The 20,290-nt window shown below is 65.0% G+C and carries 23 protein-coding genes; 12 read left to right on the top strand and 11 right to left on the bottom strand.

All coding sequences use genetic code 11. The features are described from left to right. Positions 1 to 126: 126 nt before the first annotated feature. Together ACQP2U_RS34305 and ACQP2U_RS34300 are read right to left on the bottom strand one after the other, a co-directional pair. Positions 127 to 1,611, bottom strand: coding sequence for an MFS transporter (locus ACQP2U_RS34305; protein ID WP_433711300.1), 1,485 nt, complete (start codon positions 1,609 to 1,611; stop codon positions 127 to 129). Positions 1,612 to 1,799: 188 nt separating this feature from the next. Beyond that, the gene (locus ACQP2U_RS34300) at positions 1,800 to 2,471 is read right to left on the bottom strand and encodes a FadR/GntR family transcriptional regulator (protein ID WP_397035272.1); all 672 of its coding nucleotides are present in this window, start codon (positions 2,469 to 2,471) and stop codon (positions 1,800 to 1,802) included. 65 nt (positions 2,472 to 2,536) lie between these two features. On the opposite strand from ACQP2U_RS34300, the gene ACQP2U_RS34295 reads away from it, so the two are divergent. From ACQP2U_RS34295 to ACQP2U_RS34270, 6 genes are all read left to right on the top strand, one after another. Next, positions 2,537 to 3,796, top strand: a complete 1,260-nt coding sequence (locus tag ACQP2U_RS34295; protein WP_433711299.1) for an MFS transporter — start codon at positions 2,537 to 2,539, stop codon at positions 3,794 to 3,796. Positions 3,797 to 4,089: 293 nt separating this feature from the next. Beyond that, positions 4,090 to 5,553 carry a nitrate/nitrite transporter gene (locus ACQP2U_RS34290; protein WP_433716668.1) on the top strand — a complete coding sequence of 488 codons (1,464 nt, stop codon included), beginning with the start codon at positions 4,090 to 4,092 and terminating at the stop codon, positions 5,551 to 5,553. A gap of 26 nt (positions 5,554 to 5,579) precedes the next feature. After that, a complete protein-coding gene (gene nirB / locus ACQP2U_RS34285) occupies positions 5,580 to 8,129 on the top strand; it encodes a nitrite reductase large subunit NirB (protein ID WP_433711297.1) in 2,550 nt (849 codons plus the stop codon). Between the two features lie 64 nt (positions 8,130 to 8,193). Further along, entirely contained in the window at positions 8,194 to 8,625 is a 432-nt protein-coding gene (gene nirD, locus ACQP2U_RS34280) for a nitrite reductase small subunit NirD (RefSeq protein WP_397035269.1), read from the top strand. Positions 8,626 to 8,627: 2 nt separating this feature from the next. Next, on the top strand, positions 8,628 to 9,869 hold the full coding sequence (locus tag ACQP2U_RS34275; protein ID WP_397035268.1) for a uroporphyrinogen-III synthase: 1,242 nt from the start codon (positions 8,628 to 8,630) through the stop codon (positions 9,867 to 9,869). Further along, a complete protein-coding gene (locus ACQP2U_RS34270; RefSeq protein ID WP_433711295.1) occupies positions 9,866 to 10,669 on the top strand; it encodes a sirohydrochlorin chelatase in 804 nt (267 codons plus the stop codon). The genes ACQP2U_RS34275 and ACQP2U_RS34270 overlap by 4 nt, the downstream gene beginning before the upstream one ends. 121 nt (positions 10,670 to 10,790) lie before the next feature. On the opposite strand, the gene ACQP2U_RS34265 is transcribed toward ACQP2U_RS34270, so the two are convergent. The 3 genes from ACQP2U_RS34265 to ACQP2U_RS34255 all read right to left on the bottom strand — a co-directional run bounded on the left by ACQP2U_RS34265 (position 10,791) and on the right by ACQP2U_RS34255 (position 11,859). Next, the gene (locus ACQP2U_RS34265; RefSeq protein ID WP_433711294.1) at positions 10,791 to 11,078 is read right to left on the bottom strand and encodes a hypothetical protein; all 288 of its coding nucleotides are present in this window, start codon (positions 11,076 to 11,078) and stop codon (positions 10,791 to 10,793) included. A 260-nt stretch (positions 11,079 to 11,338) separates the two neighbouring features. Then, a complete protein-coding gene (locus tag ACQP2U_RS34260; RefSeq protein ID WP_433711292.1) occupies positions 11,339 to 11,662 on the bottom strand; it encodes a hypothetical protein in 324 nt (107 codons plus the stop codon). Next, entirely contained in the window at positions 11,662 to 11,859 is a 198-nt protein-coding gene (locus ACQP2U_RS34255; RefSeq protein WP_433711291.1) for a hypothetical protein, read from the bottom strand. Before ACQP2U_RS34255 ends, ACQP2U_RS34260 begins: the two co-directional genes overlap by 1 nt. Before the next feature lie 254 nt (positions 11,860 to 12,113). On the opposite strand from ACQP2U_RS34255, the gene ACQP2U_RS34250 reads away from it, so the two are divergent. The 3 genes from ACQP2U_RS34250 (at position 12,114) to ACQP2U_RS34240 (ending at position 13,571) form a co-directional block, all read left to right on the top strand. Then, positions 12,114 to 12,983 (top strand): helix-turn-helix domain-containing protein, encoded by an 870-nt coding sequence (locus ACQP2U_RS34250; RefSeq protein WP_433711289.1) that lies wholly within the window; start codon positions 12,114 to 12,116, stop codon positions 12,981 to 12,983. After that, positions 12,980 to 13,186 (top strand): DUF397 domain-containing protein, encoded by a 207-nt coding sequence (locus ACQP2U_RS34245; RefSeq protein ID WP_433711288.1) that lies wholly within the window; start codon positions 12,980 to 12,982, stop codon positions 13,184 to 13,186. The genes ACQP2U_RS34250 and ACQP2U_RS34245 overlap by 4 nt, the downstream gene beginning before the upstream one ends. A 136-nt stretch (positions 13,187 to 13,322) precedes the next feature. Then, a complete protein-coding gene (locus tag ACQP2U_RS34240; protein WP_397035262.1) occupies positions 13,323 to 13,571 on the top strand; it encodes a type II toxin-antitoxin system Phd/YefM family antitoxin in 249 nt (82 codons plus the stop codon). Here ACQP2U_RS34240 and ACQP2U_RS34235 read toward each other — a convergent pair. Next, a complete protein-coding gene (locus tag ACQP2U_RS34235) occupies positions 13,529 to 14,488 on the bottom strand; it encodes a GlxA family transcriptional regulator (RefSeq protein ID WP_433711286.1) in 960 nt (319 codons plus the stop codon). The genes ACQP2U_RS34240 and ACQP2U_RS34235 overlap by 43 nt on opposite strands. Positions 14,489 to 14,617: 129 nt before the next feature. Here ACQP2U_RS34235 and ACQP2U_RS34230 point away from each other — a divergent pair, with 129 nt between their 5' ends. Continuing rightward, positions 14,618 to 15,526, top strand: a complete 909-nt coding sequence (locus ACQP2U_RS34230; protein ID WP_433711285.1) for an NAD-dependent epimerase/dehydratase family protein — start codon at positions 14,618 to 14,620, stop codon at positions 15,524 to 15,526. A gap of 76 nt (positions 15,527 to 15,602) precedes the next feature. On the opposite strand, the gene ACQP2U_RS34225 is transcribed toward ACQP2U_RS34230, so the two are convergent. From ACQP2U_RS34225 to ACQP2U_RS34210, 4 genes are all read right to left on the bottom strand, one after another. After that, positions 15,603 to 15,872 carry a Txe/YoeB family addiction module toxin gene (locus ACQP2U_RS34225; protein WP_433711284.1) on the bottom strand — a complete coding sequence of 90 codons (270 nt, stop codon included), beginning with the start codon at positions 15,870 to 15,872 and terminating at the stop codon, positions 15,603 to 15,605. 4 nt (positions 15,873 to 15,876) lie between these two features. After that, positions 15,877 to 16,140: a type II toxin-antitoxin system Phd/YefM family antitoxin gene (locus tag ACQP2U_RS34220; protein ID WP_433711283.1), complete on the bottom strand. Its 264-nt coding sequence runs from the start codon at positions 16,138 to 16,140 to the stop codon at positions 15,877 to 15,879. 300 nt (positions 16,141 to 16,440) lie between these two features. Continuing rightward, positions 16,441 to 16,893 (bottom strand): VOC family protein, encoded by a 453-nt coding sequence (locus ACQP2U_RS34215; protein WP_433711282.1) that lies wholly within the window; start codon positions 16,891 to 16,893, stop codon positions 16,441 to 16,443. A gap of 107 nt (positions 16,894 to 17,000) precedes the next feature. Continuing rightward, positions 17,001 to 17,420, bottom strand: a complete 420-nt coding sequence (locus ACQP2U_RS34210) for a pyridoxamine 5'-phosphate oxidase family protein (RefSeq protein WP_397035256.1) — start codon at positions 17,418 to 17,420, stop codon at positions 17,001 to 17,003. A 258-nt stretch (positions 17,421 to 17,678) separates the two neighbouring features. Here ACQP2U_RS34210 and ACQP2U_RS34205 point away from each other — a divergent pair, with 258 nt between their 5' ends. Next, a complete protein-coding gene (locus tag ACQP2U_RS34205; protein ID WP_433711280.1) occupies positions 17,679 to 17,804 on the top strand; it encodes a hypothetical protein in 126 nt (41 codons plus the stop codon). A 44-nt stretch (positions 17,805 to 17,848) separates the two neighbouring features. Here ACQP2U_RS34205 and ACQP2U_RS34200 read toward each other — a convergent pair whose 3' ends face one another. Continuing rightward, positions 17,849 to 18,295 (bottom strand): cupin domain-containing protein, encoded by a 447-nt coding sequence (locus ACQP2U_RS34200; RefSeq protein WP_433711279.1) that lies wholly within the window; start codon positions 18,293 to 18,295, stop codon positions 17,849 to 17,851. A gap of 290 nt (positions 18,296 to 18,585) precedes the next feature. Here ACQP2U_RS34200 and ACQP2U_RS34195 point away from each other — a divergent pair, with 290 nt between their 5' ends. After that, positions 18,586 to 20,286, top strand: coding sequence for a metallophosphoesterase (locus ACQP2U_RS34195; RefSeq protein WP_433711278.1), 1,701 nt, complete (start codon positions 18,586 to 18,588; stop codon positions 20,284 to 20,286). Positions 20,287 to 20,290 lie beyond the last annotated feature (4 nt).

Here is a 20,290-nt window from a genome sequence, read left to right as displayed (position 1 = left end):
AGCCCCCTCGTGCTGCCTACTGATTCGGCGTGATATCCACCATAGCAATGTGATTCGACGAGGACAGCCGAATGCCGCGCTGGGGACCTCTTCCAGCGCGGCATTCGGGTCTAGCGGGTGATGTGGTTATACGTTGGCGTAGGCCAGGGAGGGCACGCGGGCCACGGCGAACGAGGAACGCAGGTAGAAGAACCAGGTGACCGCGGCCATCACCAGGAAGGCGCCGGCGTAGGCCCAGAAGGCCGGGTTCATGCTGTGGAAGTTGATATTGGACAGACGAAGTGCCTGCTGGAGCAGGTAGCCACCGAAGGCGCCGACCGCGCCGATGACACCGATTGCGGCGCCCGCCTGTCGCTTCGCCGATGCGGCAGATTCGATGATGTCCAATCCGTGTTCGGCAGCGTATTTCTTCGCCTCGGCGCCGAAAATGGATGGGATCATCCGGTAGGTCGAGCCGTTGCCGATGCCGGTCAGGACGAACAGCAGCAGGAACGCGATCAGGTACAGCGGGAACGACTTTGCCTTCAATCCCGCCATGATGAGCACACACGAGATCGCCATGCCACTGAAGACATAGATGGTGATCTTGGCGCCGCCGACCTTATCGGCGATCCAGCCGCCGAGTGGACGGCTGAACGAGCCGACAAATGCGCCCAGGAAGGCGAGATTGCCGAGCGTGGTGATCCAGCCGATTTTGGCGAGGTCGGGGAAGTTGGCCTTGATCAGGGTCGGGAAGGCGAAGGAGAACCCGATGAACGAGCCGAAGGTGCCGATGTAGAGGAACGACATAATCCAGGTGTGCCGGTTGGTCAGCGCCAACTTGTAGGACTTGCCGTCGGCCTTGGCGGTGGTGATGCTGTCCATGTATCGCAGCGCGCTGAACATCGCGACCAGGATGAACGGTACCCAGACCAGCACCGACAGCGTGATACCGAAGCGGTAGCCCGCTGGATCCTTGGCCATGATGTGCGTGCCGAGGGTGATCAGCAGCGGCAATATCAGCTGGGTCTGCGCGACGCCGACGTTACCGCCCGCGGCGTTGATTCCAAGGGCAGCCCCCTTCTTCCCCTCCGGGAAGTAGAACGAGATGTTAGCCATCGAGGACGAGAAGTTGCCGCCACCGAAGCCGGCGAGCGCGGCCAGGATCATGAACACCCACATGGGTGTGCTCGGCTGGTTGACGAAGTACGCCAAGCCCAACGTCGGGATGAGTAGCATGCCCGCGCTGAACGCGGTGAACGCACGCCCGCCGAACTTGGGTATGGCGAAGGTGTACGGAATACGCAGTGTGGAGCCGACCAGGGTCGGCATCGAGGTGAGCAACAGGGCGTTGCTCACCGCGGTCGGGTTGCCCTTGCCGAGTCCGGCAAGGAAGTCGAATCCGGCTAGGCCCATGCTGGTCACGACGGTGCCCCAGATGACCCAGATGCTGAATCCGAGGTTTTCGGAGAACACGGAGAAGATCAGGTTCTTGCGAGCGGTGAGTTTGCCGCCCGATTCCCAGAATTCGGCGTTGTCCGGCTCCCAGTGATCTAACCAGCGTCCCCTTTTCTGGTGGGTGAATGCGGGGGTGTCCGACTGCTGGCCGGTGGCAGCTACTGCGGCAGTCATCGGCTTCCTCTCGATCTGGCTCGGTGGGTTCGCCGAGCTGCGGTCGAGACAAAGGTAGGAGCTGGTTGTTGCGTGTGAATGGCCCCGAGTGACGTTCCAGGCAAATCCGACTCACACGGCCGCGTGCCGCTCGGTGACCTGTTGGTTACCTCGTCGGAAGCAAGGGTTCGGTCGGTCGACCAGAAGTTTTAGCGGTCCGGATATTCGGCGATCAGCGAAGCGAGGAAACATTGCGCGGCCTGCGCCGCGCGATCCGGATCGCCATCAATAACGGCCTGCACCAATTCATTGTGCTCCGCGTCGTAGGCGTCGTCGGATTTCGCGGACCGCGCCCGGATCACCTGTTCGATAATCGGCAGCAGCGAATCGTAGAACTCGAGATATATCGCGTTGTGGCTGGCGACGACGATCGCGCGATGCAGTTCCACATCGGCCTCGATCGCCGCGACGTTCTGTTCGTCCCAGTGCTGCTGGCTGCGTTCCTCCAGCAGCCGCCGCAGATTCGCGATATCGGTCTCATCACGGCGGCGCGCGGCCAGTGCCGCGGCATTGGTGTCCAGCGCCATGCGCAGCTCCAGCACATCGCGCTCCTCCGCATCGGCGAAGTACTTCGCGAGGGTGCCGCCGACCTCCGAGGCCGCGATGACATAGGTGCCCGAGCCTTGGCGACGCTCCAGCATCCCGGCGTGGACGAGGGCCTGCACCGCCTCGCGCACTGTATTCCGCCCGGTTCCGGTGAGCTCGGTGAGCTCCGGTTCGGTGGGGATTCGGGAGCCGATAGGCCAACGGCCGGAACGAATTTCGGCACGCAGCTGCTCGGTTACCTGGGCAATGAGGCTGGTCCGCCGGACGGGTTGCACGGCATCAGAGTACCGCCCATCACAAATCCTTGCCTCCTATCATGGGGTCATCCTATGATTTCGCGGTGACTGCGACTCTCCCGGAAACCACGACTCGCCCGGAATATCTCCGGGTCGAGCGGCGCAAACGTGCACTGACGGAAGGCCGACTGCTCGTCCTCGCCGCCATTGTGATGTCCGCGCTCACCCTCCGGGTCGCCGTCACCGCATTCTCGCCACTGGCCGAGCGCATCGGCGCCGATATCGGCTACTCGACGGCCGTCGTCGGTGTCTTCGGCATGATCCCGACGCTGATGTTCGCGGTTTCAGGTTTGCTCACCCCGCTTTTCGTGCGCCGGATGGGACTGGAGCGCACCGCACTGGTCGCGATGCTGATGGCTGGACTCGGCATGCTGATTCGGGCGGCAGTCGGCGGCACGGCCGAACTGCTGATCTTCTCCGCGTTGGCCCTCGGCGGCATGGGCATCGGCAATGTGGTAATTCCGCCGCTGGTCAAACGTTACTTCCCGGACCGGCTCGCGGTGGTCAGCTCGCTGTACATCACCATGGTCCAGCTCGGCACCGTGGTGCCCGCGCTGATCGCGGTGCCGGTCGCCGACGCACACGGTTGGCGGATCTCCTTGGGGCTGTGGGCAATTCTCGGCTTCGCCGCCGCGCTGCCGTGGCTCGGTGTACTGCGTGATCGCCGCGGCCACGACCAGGTCGACAGCACCGCGCTGCCGCAGCGGACCCAGGGCCGCAAGGGAAAGGTATGGCGTTCGCCGGTGGCATGGGGCATGGCGGGCATGTTCGGCATGACCTCGCTGACCACCTACGCCATGTTCACTTGGCTGCCCAAGATCCTGTCCGAGGCGGGTGCGAGTGCCGCATTCGGCGGGACTATGGTCGGTGTGTTCGCGCTGGTCGGCCTGGTGTCGGCATTCACCGCACCGACGGTGGTCGCGCGGTTCCGCAATCCGTTCGGGTTCGTAGTGGGTTGTGCCGTCTTCTTTTTCACCGCATTCGCCGGACTGCTGCTCGCGCCGATGAGTGCGCCGCTGCTGTGGGTCGTGCTGTTGGGCCTCGGTCCGAGCACCTTCCCGATGGCGCTGACGCTGATCAATATGCGCACCAGAACCCCGCAGGGTTCGGCCGCGCTGTCGGGCTTCACGCAGGGCGTCGGATATGCGGTGGCCTGCGTCGGTCCGGTGCTGTTCGGGATGCTGCACAGCGCGACCGAGGGCTGGGCCGCACCGTTCGCGATGCTCGTCGTCGCGGTGCTGGTGCTGCTCGTCGGCGCATGGCAGGCCTGCAAGCCGCGCATGCTCGAAGACACCTGGGGCTAACTGCGAGCTCACAGCTCGAGTTGCGAGGTTGTGCGGGGGCGGCCATGCTGTGCGTGGCGGATCACATCGTGACAATGCGGGGGAGCGCGTGCGTCACACCTCACGCGCCGGTAATTCGAAGATCGGCTGTTTGTGACGTGCGGAAACCGGTGTGTCACATGGCCGAAACATTTCGTTGAAACTCACCCGGCTTTCCCGGTAATCGTGAGCAACCGTTGATTTGACGGTCATTTGGGGCAGCATTTCGGCAATACCCGTTTCCTACCGTGGGGCTAACCGATTTTGGGAGGCCCCTGTTGAGCACGCTGACGCGTAACCACAACATCGAGCATTGGGATGCCGAGGATGTCGCGGCCTGGGAGGCCGGTGGCAAAGACGTCGCCAGGCGCAATCTGATCTGGTCGGTCTTCGCCGAGCATGTCGGGTTCTCGGTGTGGTCCATCTGGTCGGTCATGGTGCTGTTCATGCCCACCGACAAGTTCGGCATCGATCCGGCTGGCAAGTTCTTCCTGGTCGCCATGCCGACGCTGGTCGGTGCGTTCCTGCGCATTCCCTACACCGTGGCCACGGCGCGCTTCGGCGGTCGCAACTGGACCATCTTCAGTGCCACGCTGCTGCTCATTCCGACGCTGCTCACGCTGTACTTCATCAATCAGCCGGGCACCTCGTACACGACCTTCCTGGTGGTGGCCGCATTCGCCGGATTCGGCGGCGGCAATTTCGCCTCCTCGATGACCAATATCAATGCCTTCTACCCCCAGCGGCTGAAGGGCTGGGCGCTCGGGCTGAACGCGGGCGGCGGAAATATCGGCGTGCCCGTCATCCAGCTGGTCGGTCTGCTGGTCATCGCCACCCTCGGCAACGGCTACGCCTCGCTGATCTGCGCGATCTACCTCGTGCTCGTCGCGCTGGCCGGTGTCGGCGCGGCGCTGTTCATGGACAACCTGAAAAACCAGAAGGCCGATCTGTCCTACATGATCACGGCGCTCAAGGTGCCGCAGTCCTGGGCGATCGCCTTCCTCTACATCGGCACCTTCGGATCGTTCATCGGCTACAGCTTCGCCTTCGGTCAAGTGCTGCAGATCAGCTTCAAGGCCGGTGGTGACACCGTCGCGCAGGCCACACTGCACGCCGCGCAGATCGCCTTCATCGGTCCGCTGCTCGGTTCACTGGCCCGGCCGTACGGCGGCAAGTTGGCCGACCGGATCGGCGGTAGCCGGGTCAGCGTGTACACCTTCGCCGTGATGACCGCGGCCGCTGTCCTGGTGGCCGTGGCGAGCGCTGCGGGTGACCGCAGCGGCGGCGTACCGAGCGGCGCCGCGATGACCGCGCTGGTGGCCGGATTCATCGCGCTGTTCGTGGTGTCCGGTATCGGCAACGGCGCGGTCACCAAGATCATCCCGTCGGTCTTCGACGCCAAATCCAAGAGCCTGGACGCGAGTCCGGCCGCCCAGGCCTCCTGGTCACAGAACACATCCGGTGCACTCATCGGTTTCGTCGGCGCGATCGGTGCGCTCGGCGGCGTCGCGATCAACCTCGTCCTGCGCTCCTCCTACGCCTCGACCAAATCGGCGACCACCGCGTTCTGGGTCTTCATGGCCTTCTACGTGGCCTGCGCCGCGGTGACCTATCTGGTGTTCCTGCGCCGCCCGCGCGGCGGTGTCGACTCCGAGGTCGTCGCGGAGGCCGAAGCACTCGTGCTCGAAGCCGAGGCAGGCAATCCGTCCCAGTCCACCAGCACGTCGGCCCGAGCCTGACACCGAATCATCAACGGAGGACAGTCATGAACTCGACAGTCGACCCCACCCAGCGCAAGACCGTCGTGGTCGCCGGCCACGGCATGGTCGGGCACCGGTTCGTCGAGGCGCTGCGGTCCAGGGACGAGGCAGGCCAGTGGCAGGTCGTCATCCTCAGCGAGGAGCAGCTGCCCGCGTACGACCGCGTTGGACTCTCGTCGTACGTCGGCAACTGGGATCCCGCCGCGCTGGCCCTGCCCGGTAACGAATACGCCGGCGACGAGCTGGTCGAGCTGCGCCTGGGTCAGTCCGCGCAGTCCATCGACCGCGAGGCGCGCAAGGTCACCACCTCGGCGGGCGACACCATCGCCTACGACGCGCTGGTGCTGGCGACCGGTTCGTACCCGTTCGTACCGCCGGTCCCTGGCCACGATCTGCCGGAGTGCTTCGTCTACCGGACAATCGATGACCTGGACGGCATCCGCGCGGCAGCCGCCGCGGCCGGACCCGGCGCGGCCGGTGTGGTCGTCGGTGGTGGTCTGCTCGGTCTGGAGGCGGCCAACGCGCTGCGCCTGCTCGGTATGACGCCGCATGTGGTGGAGTTCAACCCCCGTCTGATGCCCGCCCAGGTCGACGAAGGTGGTGGCGCCATCCTGGAGAAGCTGGTCGTCGATCTGGGGCTGCAGGTGCACACCGGTGTCGGCACCGCGTCAATCGAGACCGTCGCGGACGCGGAAACGGCTGAGCGCCTGAAGGTTACGCTCTCCGACGAGACGGTGATCGAGGCCGGACTTGTGGTCTTCTCCGCCGGTGTCCGCCCGCGCGACCAGATCGCCCGCGACAGCGGCATCGAGGTCGGCCCGCGCGGTGGCATCATCACCGACCTGGGTCTGCAGACCTCCGATCCGAATATCTACGCGATCGGCGAATGCGCTGCGGTGGAAGGCGTTTGCTACGGCCTCGTCGCCCCCGGCTACACCACCGCCGAGATCGTCGCGGACCGATTGCTCGGTGGCGCGGGCGAATTCCCCGGCGCGGACATGTCGACCAAGCTCAAGCTGCTCGGCGTCGATGTGGCCAGCTTCGGTGATGCGCACGGCACCACCGAGGGCGCGCTGTCGGTCGTGCTGCACGACGCCGCCAAGGGCACCTACGCGAAACTCGTCGTCTCCGACGACGCGCAGATCCTGCTGGGCGGCATCCTGGTCGGTGACGCGACCGCGTACTCGGCGCTGCGTCCGCTGGTCGGGCGTCCGCTGCCCGCCGAACCGGCAGCGCTGATCTCGCCCGCCGGCGCCGAACTCGGTGCCGACTCGCTGCCCGACGATGCCCAGATCTGTTCCTGCAACAACGTTTCCAAGGGTGCGATCTGCGGGGCCATCGAAGAGGGCGCCTGCGATATCGCGGGTATCAAGAAGTGCACGTCCGCGGGAACCTCTTGCGGCGGTTGCGTTCCGATGCTCAAGAAGCTGCTCGAGCAGTCCGGCGTGGAGATGTCCAAGGCGCTGTGCGAGCACTTCTCGCAGTCGCGGGCCGAGCTGTTCCAGATCGTCCAGGTCACCGGCATCCGCACCTTCTCCGCCCTGATCGCCAAGCACGGCACGGGCACCGGCTGCGATATCTGCAAGCCGACGGTCGCCTCCATCCTGGCCTCCACCTCGAGCGATCACATCCTCGACGGCGAACAGGCCGCGCTGCAGGACACCAACGACCACTTCCTGGCGAATCTGCAGAAGAACGGCACCTACTCGGTGGTGCCGCGGATGCCCGGCGGTGAGGTCACCCCGGATCAGCTGATCACCATCGGTCAGATCGCCAAGGAATTCGACCTCTACGTCAAGGTCACCGGTGGTCAGCGCATCGACCTGTTCGGCGCCCGTGTCGAACAGCTGCCGCAGATCTGGCAGCGCCTCGTCGATGTCGGCATGGAATCCGGGCACGCGTACGGCAAGTCGCTGCGCACCGTGAAGAGCTGCGTCGGCTCCACCTGGTGCCGCTACGGCCAGCAGGATTCGGTCGGCATGGCCGTACTGCTCGAGAAGCGCTACCGCGGCCTGCGCTCGCCGCACAAGCTGAAGCTGGCCGTCTCCGGTTGCGCCCGGGAATGTGCCGAGGCACGCGGTAAGGACGTCGGTGTGATCGCCACCGAACAGGGCTGGAACCTCTATGTCGGTGGTAACGGCGGTCTGACCCCGAAGCATGCGGTCCTGCTGGCCGGTGAACTCGACGACGAGACGCTGATCAAGTACATCGACCGGTACCTGATGTTCTACATCCGCACCGCCGACCGGCTGCAGCGCACCGCGCCGTGGCAGGAGGCGCTGGAGGGTGGCATCGAGTACCTCCAGCAGGTCGTGTGCGAGGACAGCCTCGGTATCGCCGCGGATCTGGAGGCGGCCATGGCCCAGCATGTCGCCGGTTACCGCGACGAATGGGCCGCGGTGCTCGAGGACGAGGAGAAACTGTCGCGTTTCGTGTCCTTTGTCAATGCCCCGGAAGAGGCAGATCCGACCATTTCGTTCGATGAGACCGGGGAGCGGAAGGTCCCTGTGTTGCTCGGCATACCGGAAATCCCGGTCGCCACACACGGGAAATAGCCGCTTAACCCTGAAGAAACAGGACGCCGGTACCAATGGGTAAGGCGTTTGGAGGATGACACCGATGACCGTGATGGATACCCCCGGCATTGCCACAGCTACCACTGTGTTGACCCACGACTTGCCATCCCCTTCGGGTTGGACGCAGGCCTGCCGACTCGACTACCTGATTCCCGGCCGCGGCGTCGCGGTGTTGCTGAAGGGCGGCCGTCAGGCCGCTCTGTTCTTGATGACCGACGGCACCCTCGCCGCCGTGGGCAATATCGATCCGATCGGTCGCGCGGCAGTGATGTCGCGCGGGATCGTCGGTGACCGCGGCGGTATTCCGGTCGTGGCCTCACCGCTGCTGAAGCAAGCGTTCTCGCTGCTGGACGGGCGCTGCCTGGACGACGATTCGGCGACGCTGCCGGTATACGCGGTGCGCGTCGAGGACGGCATCGTTTCGGTTTCCAATGAGCCGGTCGATGCCGGTCTTGTCGCCGCGGACGGTGGATAAGCATGACGACAATCGATACGGGCGCCTGTCTGGCCGGTTTCACAGTCGGCGTCACGGCCGCCAGGCGGGCCGATGAGTTCGCCACGCTGCTCACCCGACGGGGTGCCGGTATCGTCGCCGCTCCCGCTATCCGCATCATCCCGCTGTCCGACGACACCGAACTGGAGCGGGTGACCCGCGAGATCGTCGCCGATCCCCCGCAGATCGTGGTGGCCACCACCGGCATCGGATTTCGCGGCTGGATGGAAGCGGCTGAGGGCTGGGGGATTGCCGAGGATCTGCGGCTGACGCTGTCGTCCACCAGGATGCTGGCGCGTGGACCGAAGGCCAAGGGCGCCATCCGCGCCGCGGAATTGCGTGAGGAATGGTCGCCCGCGTCCGAATCCTCGGCCGAGGTGCTCGATCACCTGCTCGCCGAGGGTGTGGAGGGTGTGCGGATCGCGGTCCAATTGCACGGCGCGACAACCGAATGGGAGCCGGTACCGGACTTCTGTGAGGTATTGCGTTGTGCCGGTGCGGATGTCGTGCCGGTGCCGGTGTATCGCTGGGTGCCGCCGGATGATCAGGGCCCGATGGACAACCTGATCGAGGCCATCATCACCTCCAGCCTGGACTGCGTGACCTTCACCAGCGCGCCCGCCGTGGCGTCGACATTGATGCGCGCCAAGGAAACCGGGCTCCTCGAGGGTGTGCTGCACGCGCTGCGCGGACGGGTCCTGCCCGCCTGCGTAGGACCGATCACCGCGGCTCCGCTGGAGGAATTGGGTGTGGCGACCTCGATGCCCGGGCGGGCGCGCCTCGGTGCGCTGGCCCGCCACGTCGCCGAGGAATTGCCGCGGCGCGCCAATCGGATTCAGGCTGCTGGACACACCATCAGCGTGCGCGGGGCGTGCGTGGTGGTGGACGGTTCGGTGCGCCAGCTCGCGCCCGCGCCGATGGCGTTGATGCGCTCGCTGGCGCGACAGCCCGGCCGGGTGGTGTCCCGGGAGGATCTGCTCGCGGCGCTGCCCGGTGGTGGTGACGATACCCATGCCGTGGAGACCGCGATCGCGCGGCTGCGCGCTGGGCTCGGTACGCCGAAAGCCATTCAGACCGTGGTCAAACGGGGTTACCGGCTGGCGCTGGATGCCGCGGATTGCGCCGATGACTTTCCGCGCGCAGTAGCTACCGGTCGTGCGCCGGTAGCGGGTATCGGTACCCCGGCCCGCGCGCCGAGGTACGCACAACCTGCGGGGAGCTGGTGACCGCTCCGGCCCTGGTCCTGGTCGCACACGGCACCAGGAGTACCAGGGGTGTGCAGATGATCGCCGCGCTCGCGGAGGCGGTGGTACAGGAGTTCAGGGGGACGGCAGCCGGCGGGGTGGGTGAGCTCGGCGCCGCGGTTTCGGGGCGCGACGCCGAACTACCTTGGGTGCGTACCGGTTTCGTGGATGTGCTCGGTCCGTCGCCGGCCGAGGTGCTGCGCGATCTGACCGATTCCGCGGGGGAAGCCGTTCCCGCCGTGGTGGTTCCGGCCTTCCTCGCCTCCGGATACCACGTCTATCAAGATGTGCCGCGCGAGGTGGCCGAGAGCGGTCATCACGAAGTCGCGGTGACACCCGCGATGGGTCCGGACCCGGCGTTGGCCCGCATCATGGCCATGCGGTTGCGTGCCGCAGGCTGGCGTCCCGGTGACGCGGTGGTCTTCGCGGCGGCCGGATCCTCGGATGCCCGTGCGCGCCAAGACGTTCGGCGCGCGGCAGGCATGCTGGCCGAACATCTGGATGTCCCGGTTCGCATCGGCTACGTCGCCACCGGAGCTCCGCGCGTGCCGGAAGTCGTCGCCGAACTCCGCGAGTCGGGTGCCCGGCGCGTCTTCATCGCCTCCTACCTGCTGGCACATGGCCTGTTCCAGCAGCGTCTGCACGAGGCAGGTGCTGATGGTGTTGCTGAACCGATCGGCGTTCACCCCGCCGTGGTCCGCCTGATCGCCGACCGCTACCGTGCCGCTACCCGAGAATTGATGCGGGCCAACACATTCCCTGTGGAAGTCAGCGGGGCGTAGCGCGTAAGCCACGCAGTACGGGCGCTGATATTTGTGGCGAACGCGCTCTAACCGGTTCGATCAGGTTAGGGCGCCTTCGCTGTCACAGGGACTGGTAGTCGTTGGCTGGTTCCGGAGAATGTCATTGGATCTGAATACCAGCGGTGCTCTGGGCGTTCTGCTGCTCCTGCTCGCTGATCCGTTGGACCGACACTTTGATCGTGTCACGGATCAGGTTCACCACCTCGATATGCTCGGCGAGTGCGGAGTCGATATCCCCGTCACCGCCAATGGCTTTCTCGCCCAGCATTTTCGCCAGTTGGTCCGCGCATTCGTATTTGCCCAGCCCCGTGACGTGGTTCATCTGGCTCGCACCTGCACCCGTCCATTTGGCATCCACGGGCCGCATCACAGTGTAGGTCGGGCTCATGGCACCCGGAATGTTCGACAAGCGCAGACGCATACGGCACGGCGCTGGTCAGGTTGAGATCGATAACATCGGATTCGTCCAGGTCGTCATACTCGATGAGCCAGCCGTCCGCGCCCACCACACACAATGAGCCGTCCGCGAGCTGGCACAGCGTGACGCTATCGGTGGGAGCCAGTTCGAGCTTGCGTCGCGTGTCTTCGTGGAAGGCGGTGAGCAGTGCCTTTACAGCGGGGGCGATTTCATCTCGGTGGGTCTCGATCTCATTCATCTGCATTGTGCCCCAATGGGTTCGGGAGGTCTGCGGCGCACAGCAGCGCGGTCCAATAGTCGTTGCGTAGCACGTCCCAGAGGTTGTCGTGCGCGGGCAGCAACTCGCGCGCATCGGCCAGATCTGGATTTACGTCGAACAGGATGGTTCCGGACTGCGCATCCGGAAGTGGTGTGCGCGACGGAAGCCGATGTGCGGTGAACGACTCGCGGGGGAACTGCACCCGCAGTACGCGCGCCGAACTACTGACCAGCTGCCACACCGCAATCTTGTCACCGTCGCGAGTTCGGGTGGTTCGCAACATATCTCGCCGCATCACTTCACCTCGCCACTGGCATGCCCGATGCCGGGGGAATCGACACCCCGGCACCGGGACGACTCGGTGGGCGCGGGTTGGTTCGCCCACTCGTGAATCGCGTCCGCGAACAACTCGACAACATCGGCCGATGCACCGACGTAGCTGGTGGGTGGACCGATGAACGGATCTCGTTGGGGAAGCTCATGGTTCGGCATCTGCGGTCCTCCCGTACCTCGATGGCTATAGTTGTGAACCCGGCCCGGCAATCTCTGGATGCCCTCGGGGCGGAAGCGGACTACTCAAGAGCGATGGCCGTTCCCCTACCGGGCGCATTTCCAGCAGACCACCGAGCAAGCAGCCCGGGGCCGCCGATCTGAAATTTCGCGGGAAGTTATGCAAAGAGCCTGAGCGGATTACAGATATTCGCGATGCTGCTTCAAATTGAAACGTCACAGAAGGGGAGATGGGTATGGGTGAAACGGGAGAACCGCAGTCTTTGCCGAAGCGTCAGCTCGGCCAGTACCTTCGAGAGGCCCGCGAGGAACAGGGCATGAGCCTTGCCGAGGCAGCCGAGCACATCAACCGCTCGGCTCCGACCCTGCTGCGGATCGAGAAGGGCATCACGAAAAAGCTTCAGCCGTTGGAGATCGAGGCGCTCTGTCGACTGTACGGGTTCGATCAGGTGAAGACAGAGGCAATGAAAGGGCTTGCCCAGCAGGCTAATACGAAGAACTGGTGGCGCGAGTTCGATGACTTGATCCCGGCCAACTTCGACATCTACGTCGGGCTGGAGACTGCGGCCCAGGAGATTGCCACATACCAGCCCGACCTGATCCCTGGCCTGTTGCAAACCCCCGATTATGCCCGCGCACTCATGCGCAGCGCGCTTCCGCTTGATGCGACAGAGGAAATCGAACGCCGTGTTCAGTTGAAGATGCGACGGCAGCTTCTCATCACCCGCAAGGTCAACCCGGTCGCCTTCCAGGTTGTCATCCACGAGGGCGCGATTCGACGCGTCGTTGGTGGTGGCAAGGTGATGGCTGCCCAATTACGCCATCTCGCCGACATGAGCACCCGTACTAACATCACTGTCCGAGTGCTTCCCTTCGCTGCGGGCATCCCGCTCGGCGATCCCGTCGGATCATTCGTCATCCTGCGGTTTGGCGCGGGCGTGCGCACCGTGGTCTATGCCGAGATCTTCACTGGTGACCTCTACCTGGAGAAATCCGCTAGCCTGCGCCGGTACGCTGGCGCTTATGAGGCCATTCAGCAAGCTGCGCTGGATGAGCCCAGAAGCAGGAGCCTGCTCCGGCAGGTGGCGAAGGAGTATCGAGGGTGAACGCTGATCTATCCGGTGCCAAGTGGTTCAAGAGCAGCCGAAGCACCGCGACCAAGGAATGTGTGGAGGTTACGTTCCTTGATGGCGGCATGGTTGGTGTCCGCGACTCCAAGAACCCAACCGGTCCGGCGCTCGTATTCACCCCGGGCGAATGGTCGGCCTTCACCGCTAGCGTGAACGATAGTGAGTTCGAGCGCCCCTAACCCCATTCGAGACATGCGCCCCGCCCGAGGCGGTGCTCAGACGGGGCGTTCCCTATGTATCGCCCGAGAGTTGGTTCGTGCACACGCTATTCGATTGTGGACCAACAATCTGAAGCGAAATCGCTACGCTGAATTCATGTCTCAGCCTGCGCGGATTTCGATGCGTGAACTGCGTAATCACGTCGATGACGTGCTGCGGCGAGTCGAGGCCGGGGAAACCTTCGAAGTCACCGTGAACGCGCGGCCGGTCGCCTTGCTGGTGCCTCGCCGCGAGCGTCCGTCCACTGTGCCGACGCGGGCCTTCTTCGCGGATCTGCCACTCGCTGATGCTGGATTGCGGGATCAGCTTGCCGATGACGGGGTGCGGGTGAAGGAGGCGCGGTAGGCGCTCGGGGGGAGGCCTACGTGGCGGATCATGTGTTGGCGCAGGGATTCCGCGGAGCCGATGCCGCTGTGGCGGGCTACCTGGTCCATGGGCAAAGTGGTGGATTCGAGGAGTTCGCGGGCGCGCTGAATGCGTTGGTGCAGTAGCCATTTCTGGGGGCTCAGGCCGGTTTCCTCGTGGAAGCGACGGGTGAGGGTGCGCACGCTGGTGCGGGCGTGGGTGGCCAGATCGTCCAGGGATAGGGGAGTGTCGAGTCGTTCCAAGGCCCATGTGCGGGTGGCCGAGATTGTCAGTCCGTTCTCGGGCGGCAGTGGCGAGTCGACGAATTGGGCTTGGCCGCCTGGTCGCACCGGTGTCACCACGGCGGCGCGGGCTGCGGCATTGGCGACCGTCGCACCGTAGTCGGTGCGAATCAGGTGCAGGCACAGGTCTATTCCGGCGGCGGCACCGGCGGCGGTGGTCACCGGTCCGTCCTCGATGAACAGTGCGTCGGTGCGCACGTTCACGTCCGGGAACATCGCGGCGAGTTCGTCGGCCAGTCCCCAGTGCGTGGTTGCGGTGCGTCCGGTCAGTAATCCGGCTTGTGCCAGTACGAAAGCGCCGCTGCAGATCGAGGTGACCCGCTTGCCTTGGTCGACGGCCCTGCGCAGTGCCGCGAGGGTGGCCGCATCGGCGGTGCCACGACTGCCGGTGCTCGGCACGATGACGGTATCCGCCTCGTCGAGCGCATCCAGTCCGCGCGGCACCACGACATCGAAGCCGCCCAGCGCGCCGGGAACCACGCCGGGTTCGGCGGTGCACACCACCATCCGATAACACGGCTCACCGTCCACCGTCACCGTGCCGAGCATGGTTCCGGGCATGGCGAGTTCGAAGGGCTTCACCGGCGCGACGGCGACAACGGCCACGGTCTTCATGGCTGGATCCTTGGGATAGATGGCTAACCGGCCACTAGTCTAACGCTCCCGCGCCCGGCAATGTTGATGGCACGCGATCGGGGAATTGTCTCGGCTGCGTGAATCATCTTGTCTCAGAAGGGAAGTCGCATGCCTTCGCATGTCATCATCGGCCGGGGCGCCACCGCCTCGGCAACCGCGGTCCGGTTGGCCGAATCCGGTGACCAGGTGCGGATGGTCAGCCGCAGCGGCACCGGCCCACAGCATCCTGATATCGAACTGATCGCCACCGATGCCGTGGACGCGGCCGCGCTCACCGCTCTCGTCAAGGGGGCGGACACCGTATTCAATACCGCGATGCCCGCCTATCACACCTGGCCGGAGGCCGTACCGCCACTGTTCGGGGCCATCCTGTCCGCCGCAGAGCAGTCTGGTGCGGATTACGTGATGCTCGGCAACCTGTACGGCTACGGTCCGGTGGAAGGTGTGGTCACCGACGACACACCGCTGGCGGCCACCGGACCCAAGGGGCGGGTGCGCGCGCGGATGTGGCTCGATGCCAAGGCAGCGCACGATGCGGGCCGGGTGCGGGTCACCGAGGTCAGAGCAGGGCAATTCCTCGGTGCCGGTGCGGTATCGCTGTTCTCACTGCTGGTGCAGCCGAAAGTGGTTGCGGGCCAACTCGCTCTGGTGCCGCAGGATGTGGACCTGCCGCACTCCTACACCGCGATCGGTGACGCGGCAGCGGCACTCGTAGCGGTCGGGCGCAGCGAAAGCGCTTGGGGACGTGCCTGGTTCGCGCCGACAATCACCAGCACCCTGCGTGCGGCCGCCGAGCGTTTCGCCGCAGCGGCGCAGGCTCCGAAGCCACGACTCGAGGTGATGACCGACCGCGAATTGACCCTGCTCGGCCACACCGACCCGTTCTGGGCCGAATTGTTCGAGACCTACCACATGTCGCACCGCGAGTTCACCGTCGACGACACAACCACCCGGGAGACTTTCGGACTCACCGCGAGCAACCTCGACGAGGTCTTTGCGGAGGTGGCCGCGGCATAGTGAACTGGCGCTACGACGGCGGTCGACCGCGGCATTCCGGACAGCGTTGAATGCCGCGGTCTCGGGGGCCTTGTCGTCAGTCTTCGTAGTGTGAACCGACTTGCACCACAACGATTTCGGTGTCTGTCACGTAGTAGACCAACCGATGCTCTTGGGTGATGCGCCGTGACCAGTGCCCGGCAAGGTGGTGGCGTAGCGGCTCAGGTTTACCGATCCCCTCGAACGGGTCGCGCAGTGCCGCGTCGATCATTTTGTTCGCGCCTTTCAGTACGGCCCGATTGGTGGTCAGCCAGTCCGTGTAGGACTTCCAGCCTTGCGCGGTGAACATGAGTTTCCGGTCGGCCATAGGCTCAGTCTTGGTCGGGGTCGATGAGCTCGTGTGCCTCGGTGCGTCCTGCGCGGGCGTCCTCGGCGGACTGGAGTAGCTTCACCCCGCCATGTGTGCGCAGCACGTACAGCGTTTCAATGAGCGAGTTGTAATCGCTTTCGGCCATGAGTACGGCGTTCTCGCCGCTCTTGGACACGACAGTCACGGTGTCGTGGTCGTCGTTGACCTGCTGGACCAGTCCGAACAGGTTCTGGCGCACGGTCGATATCGGTAGAGCTTTGGCCATCTCTCACACCTCGCACGTAGTGGTACGACTTATTGTACGACACATGCGAGGTGTCGACCTTGGCGGCGTGATGTTCTGAGCGTGTGAGTTGATGACAGTGGCGCGGATCGGGCGAATCCGTAGTGGGTAGACCCGCCGCGTTCACTGGAATCCGTGCTGGCGCTTTGGATTCTTGTCAAAACCGGAGTTCGTCGACCATCCCGGCCGTGTACCGGCGCTGCGCCGACACGGCCGGGCACCTCTTGTCGTAGCCGAGCACTGGTGTGTGGGGGTGCCGGACAACAGACGAGTTGTCCAGTCTCAGGCGTTGTCGTAGGCGTCCTGCAGAACCTTGATATCGAGCTTGGACATGGACTGCAGCGCCGCGGCGACGGCGGCGGTCTTGGTGGGGTTCGCACCGTCCATGAGGGTGGGCAGGGCCGCGGGGACGACCTGCCAGGACAGGCCGTAGCGGTCGGTGAGCCAGCCGCACGGCCCTGGCTCGCCGCCGTCGACAAGGGCGTCCCACAGGCGATCGACCTCGGCCTGGGTATCCACGATCACCTGGATCGATGCGGCATCCGTGAACGGATGTCCGGGACCGCCGTTCATCAGGGTGTACGGGTGGCCGTCGAGTTCGATCGAGACGATGAATGCCGAGCCATCGGGGTGGCGATTGACATCCGAGATGCGCGAGTTGGGGATCAGTGCGGTGTAGCGGGCAGCGGCTTCCTCGGCGTTGCTGTCGAACCAGAGGAAAGTGTTGACCGACATGGTGGGCTCCTTGGGTTGATTTTGACCTGCTGTCACCCGTCGGTCGAAGCTGCTCTTACGCCTTCGACATATCTCCGCGAAATTTCTGAAGAAATTTTTCGCGCAGGTCAGACGCTCGCGACGGCGATGAAGCGGTCTGGAGTGATTGTGATCAGTACCCGCGCGCGCTCCACCTCGCCCAGCACCGGCCCACTGCCGTACTTCTCCCAGATGCGCTGGGTCCACACGCCATCCGCGTCGAGGGTCAGTTCAGCATCCCCGATCACCCGAACCTGCCGATTCGGCCGCTGCCCGCCGTCGCGCGAACCCACAACCTCCCGGTCGATCACAAGTCCGACTCGCGGATTCGCCAGGATCCGCCGCAAATGTGGCCGCCCAGCCCAACTCGTCAGCCGAAACGTCTGCTGATCCCACAGGAACCATATCGGTGTGACATGCGGATATCCGGCCGCGTCGATGGTGGCCAGGTGCGCGACGATATCGCTGGCCAGCAACCCGGCAATCTCGGCTCGACGTAACGCCCGCATCCAGATCCCCTCGAATCGAACTTATGTTCGATTCTACCTCGTTTTGGCGTGTCGGACTCGCTGGTGCTGGTTCTCGCGGTGGAAGGCGCCCGCTGTGCGGGGCATGATGAGGCCATGACGAGACCGGCGACGTCCCCGTGCTGCGGCGAACGCGCGACGGCCGTCACATAGACGGTTTTTCGCGCCGGGACCGATCCTCGGTTCGGTTGGGGGAGTGGTTGCTACGACGGTGGCGGCGGGGTGCCGCGTGGTCACGTCGTGACGGTACCGCTCGGCTGGAGCGCCGAGCCGCGCATCGAATGGAGCCAGGACGTGGTGGTCCTGGTTTTCGAGCCCGGTGGTGAGATCGGTGTTCCGATGAAGATGGTGCTGGATACGCGGTAGCCGGGAATTGGGCACACCTTTCGGTGAAAGGGGTGTCGAGTCGGCTACGCGCAGTCGGGGGCGTCGGCGTCTTCGAACAGCGGCTTACCGGTGGGCGGTGCGTAGACGACGTCGAGGACGAGGGGGTCGGGGCCGAGGTTGCGGCCTATGTGCACGTTCCAGGCGCCTTCGGGCTCGTAGATGAAATCGCCGGTGTGAAATACCGGAGCCACGCAGTCGGGGCCCGGATGGGTGAGGGTGCCCGAGCGGACGAAGCCGAAGACCGGTCCGTAGTGATAGTGCCAGCCGGTGGAACCGCCTGGGGCAATGGTGATTTCGCGGACGACGAGGTCGGTGCCCGCCACGAACGGCAGCAGGCCCGCGGGGATTTGCGTCTGGGCAAGGGTGACCGCGGTGATATCGGTGCCTGGCGTCGCATGTGCGGTCGCGGCACCGAATACGGAACCACCCAGAACGATCGCCGCGGTCGCCGCACGCGTGAAGGGCGTCATCGCCGCAGCGTAGCCCCGAAGACGCTGTGCGGGAAAGGGAGATCGCCTCTGTTGCTGGAGTACCCGTGAGTTTTGGGCGATTTGCTCGCGCGGGCCAAGGCTGGACCGGCGCTTCGCCGACACATGCGGGCACCCCATGTCGTCGCCGGGCACCCCTGTCTTGGGTGCCCGGCTATCCGGCTGGTGCCTGGTCTCGGCGTGTCGTACTCCAGACCAGAATTCGGGAACTGTTCGTGCGTGGGAAGCGGTGTCGGGTTGCGTGATATGCCGCGGCCGTAGAGCATCGTGCCGTGCCGTCGAATCCGATGAACCCCGCTGGCGATCTGCCGGATACCGGAATTCCCGCTGCCAAGGCCGCCCATATGACCATGGACGAGCAGCACGAGTGGCATCGGAATTATCTACGGCGACACGCGGTTTCGCGACGTAGCGTGCTGCGCGGTGCGGCAGCGGCCGCCGCGGTAGCGGCCGTGGGAACCTCACCGTTCGGTAGGCGCGCCTACGCCGAGGACCTGCAGCTCGCGGTCGGCGGTCGACGGGTCGGATACGGGCCGGATGCGACGAGTCAGCTCCGGTTCGCCGGTCAGCTCTCTCGACCACCGGCCGGCACCAAGGTCTTCCTGGACCACGGCCCGACGCCCGCGCTCGGCGGCACCATCGAGGCCGAGGTGCGTAATCTACTGACCCAGGTTCCCGCCGCCGACGGCGGTGTCCTCGCGGCCGAACAGTTCTATGTGCACGCTCCAGTGGACGACCTCCCCGGACGTGTGCCGCATTTCTATCGCTGGCGTACCTCCGACGGGTTCACCTGCGATATCCGCGCCGCCGCACCCGCGATGCCGAGCGCGCGCAGTGCGATCCTGCCTTTCCGGTTCACCATGATGGGCGATCAGGGCACCGACGAAACGCCGGCGTTGCCGCAGGGCACCGTGCCCGGCGACTACGACGACAAGTACTACAAACCCGATAACGATCCGAACGCACCGCACGCGAGCAATGTGCTGCGCCAAATCGCCGCCGCCGAACCGGATTTCCACATTCTCGCCGGTGATATCGCCTACGCCGACCCGTCCGGCGGCGGGCGGCCGAACGAATTCGTCGCCAATGGCGCGAAGCTCGAAACCGGTTTCGACAAGTACAACCCCTACGTCTGGGATGTCTACTTCGGGGCCATCGAACGCAGTGCCGCCGAGACGCCGTGGATGTTCGCCACCGGCAACCACGATATGGAAGCGACCTACGGCCAGCACGGCTACGGCGGCCATCTGGCACGGCTGGACTTCCCGGGCAACGGTCCGGCGGGCTGCCCATCGGCGTACTCGTTCACCTACGGCAATGTCGCGGTGCTCTCGCTCGACGCGAATGACGTCACCTATGAGATCAAGGCCAATACCGGGTATTCCGGTGGGGCGCAGACGAGTTGGGTTGAGCGCACGCTCGCCGCCTACCGCGCGGACCCGAATATCGACTTCCTGGTCTGTTTCTTCCACCACTGCGCGTACTCGACCACCGACTCCCATGCCAGCGATGGCGGCGTGCGCGATGCGTGGGCCGGACTGTTCGACCGGTATCAGGTGGATCTGGTGCTGCAGGGCCACAATCATGTCTACGAGCGCACCGATCCGATCCGCGGTGGCGCCGCGACCAGGATCGCCGCGGACAATTCGATCGTCTACCCCGACACCGACGGCACGGTCTACTACACCGTCGGCGGTGGCGGTCGCCCGCGCTACGACTTCCAGCCCGGTTCGCAGGAAACCTTCCGCGGCCACGAATTACCGGACACCACGGTCCCGAACAGCTATGTGTGGACCGCGTCCGGCGGCAAACAGGACGAAGCGGCCCCGTGGTCGCGGGTGCGCTTCCGCAACTACTCGTTCCTGCGCGTCGATGTCCGCCCCGGCATCTTCGCCAGCGAAATGGATGTGGTCGCGGTTGACGAATACGGTCGAGAATTCGACAAACTCACCTTCCGCCGCCTGGTCCACTGAACCG

The sequence above is a fragment of the Nocardia sp. CA-084685 genome (assembly GCF_050955785.1).
In the GTDB taxonomy this organism is placed as follows: Bacteria; Actinomycetota; Actinomycetes; order Mycobacteriales; family Mycobacteriaceae; genus Nocardia.
Note: the sequence above shows the minus strand (reverse complement) of the source record. Positions and strands in the feature narration are given on the sequence as shown.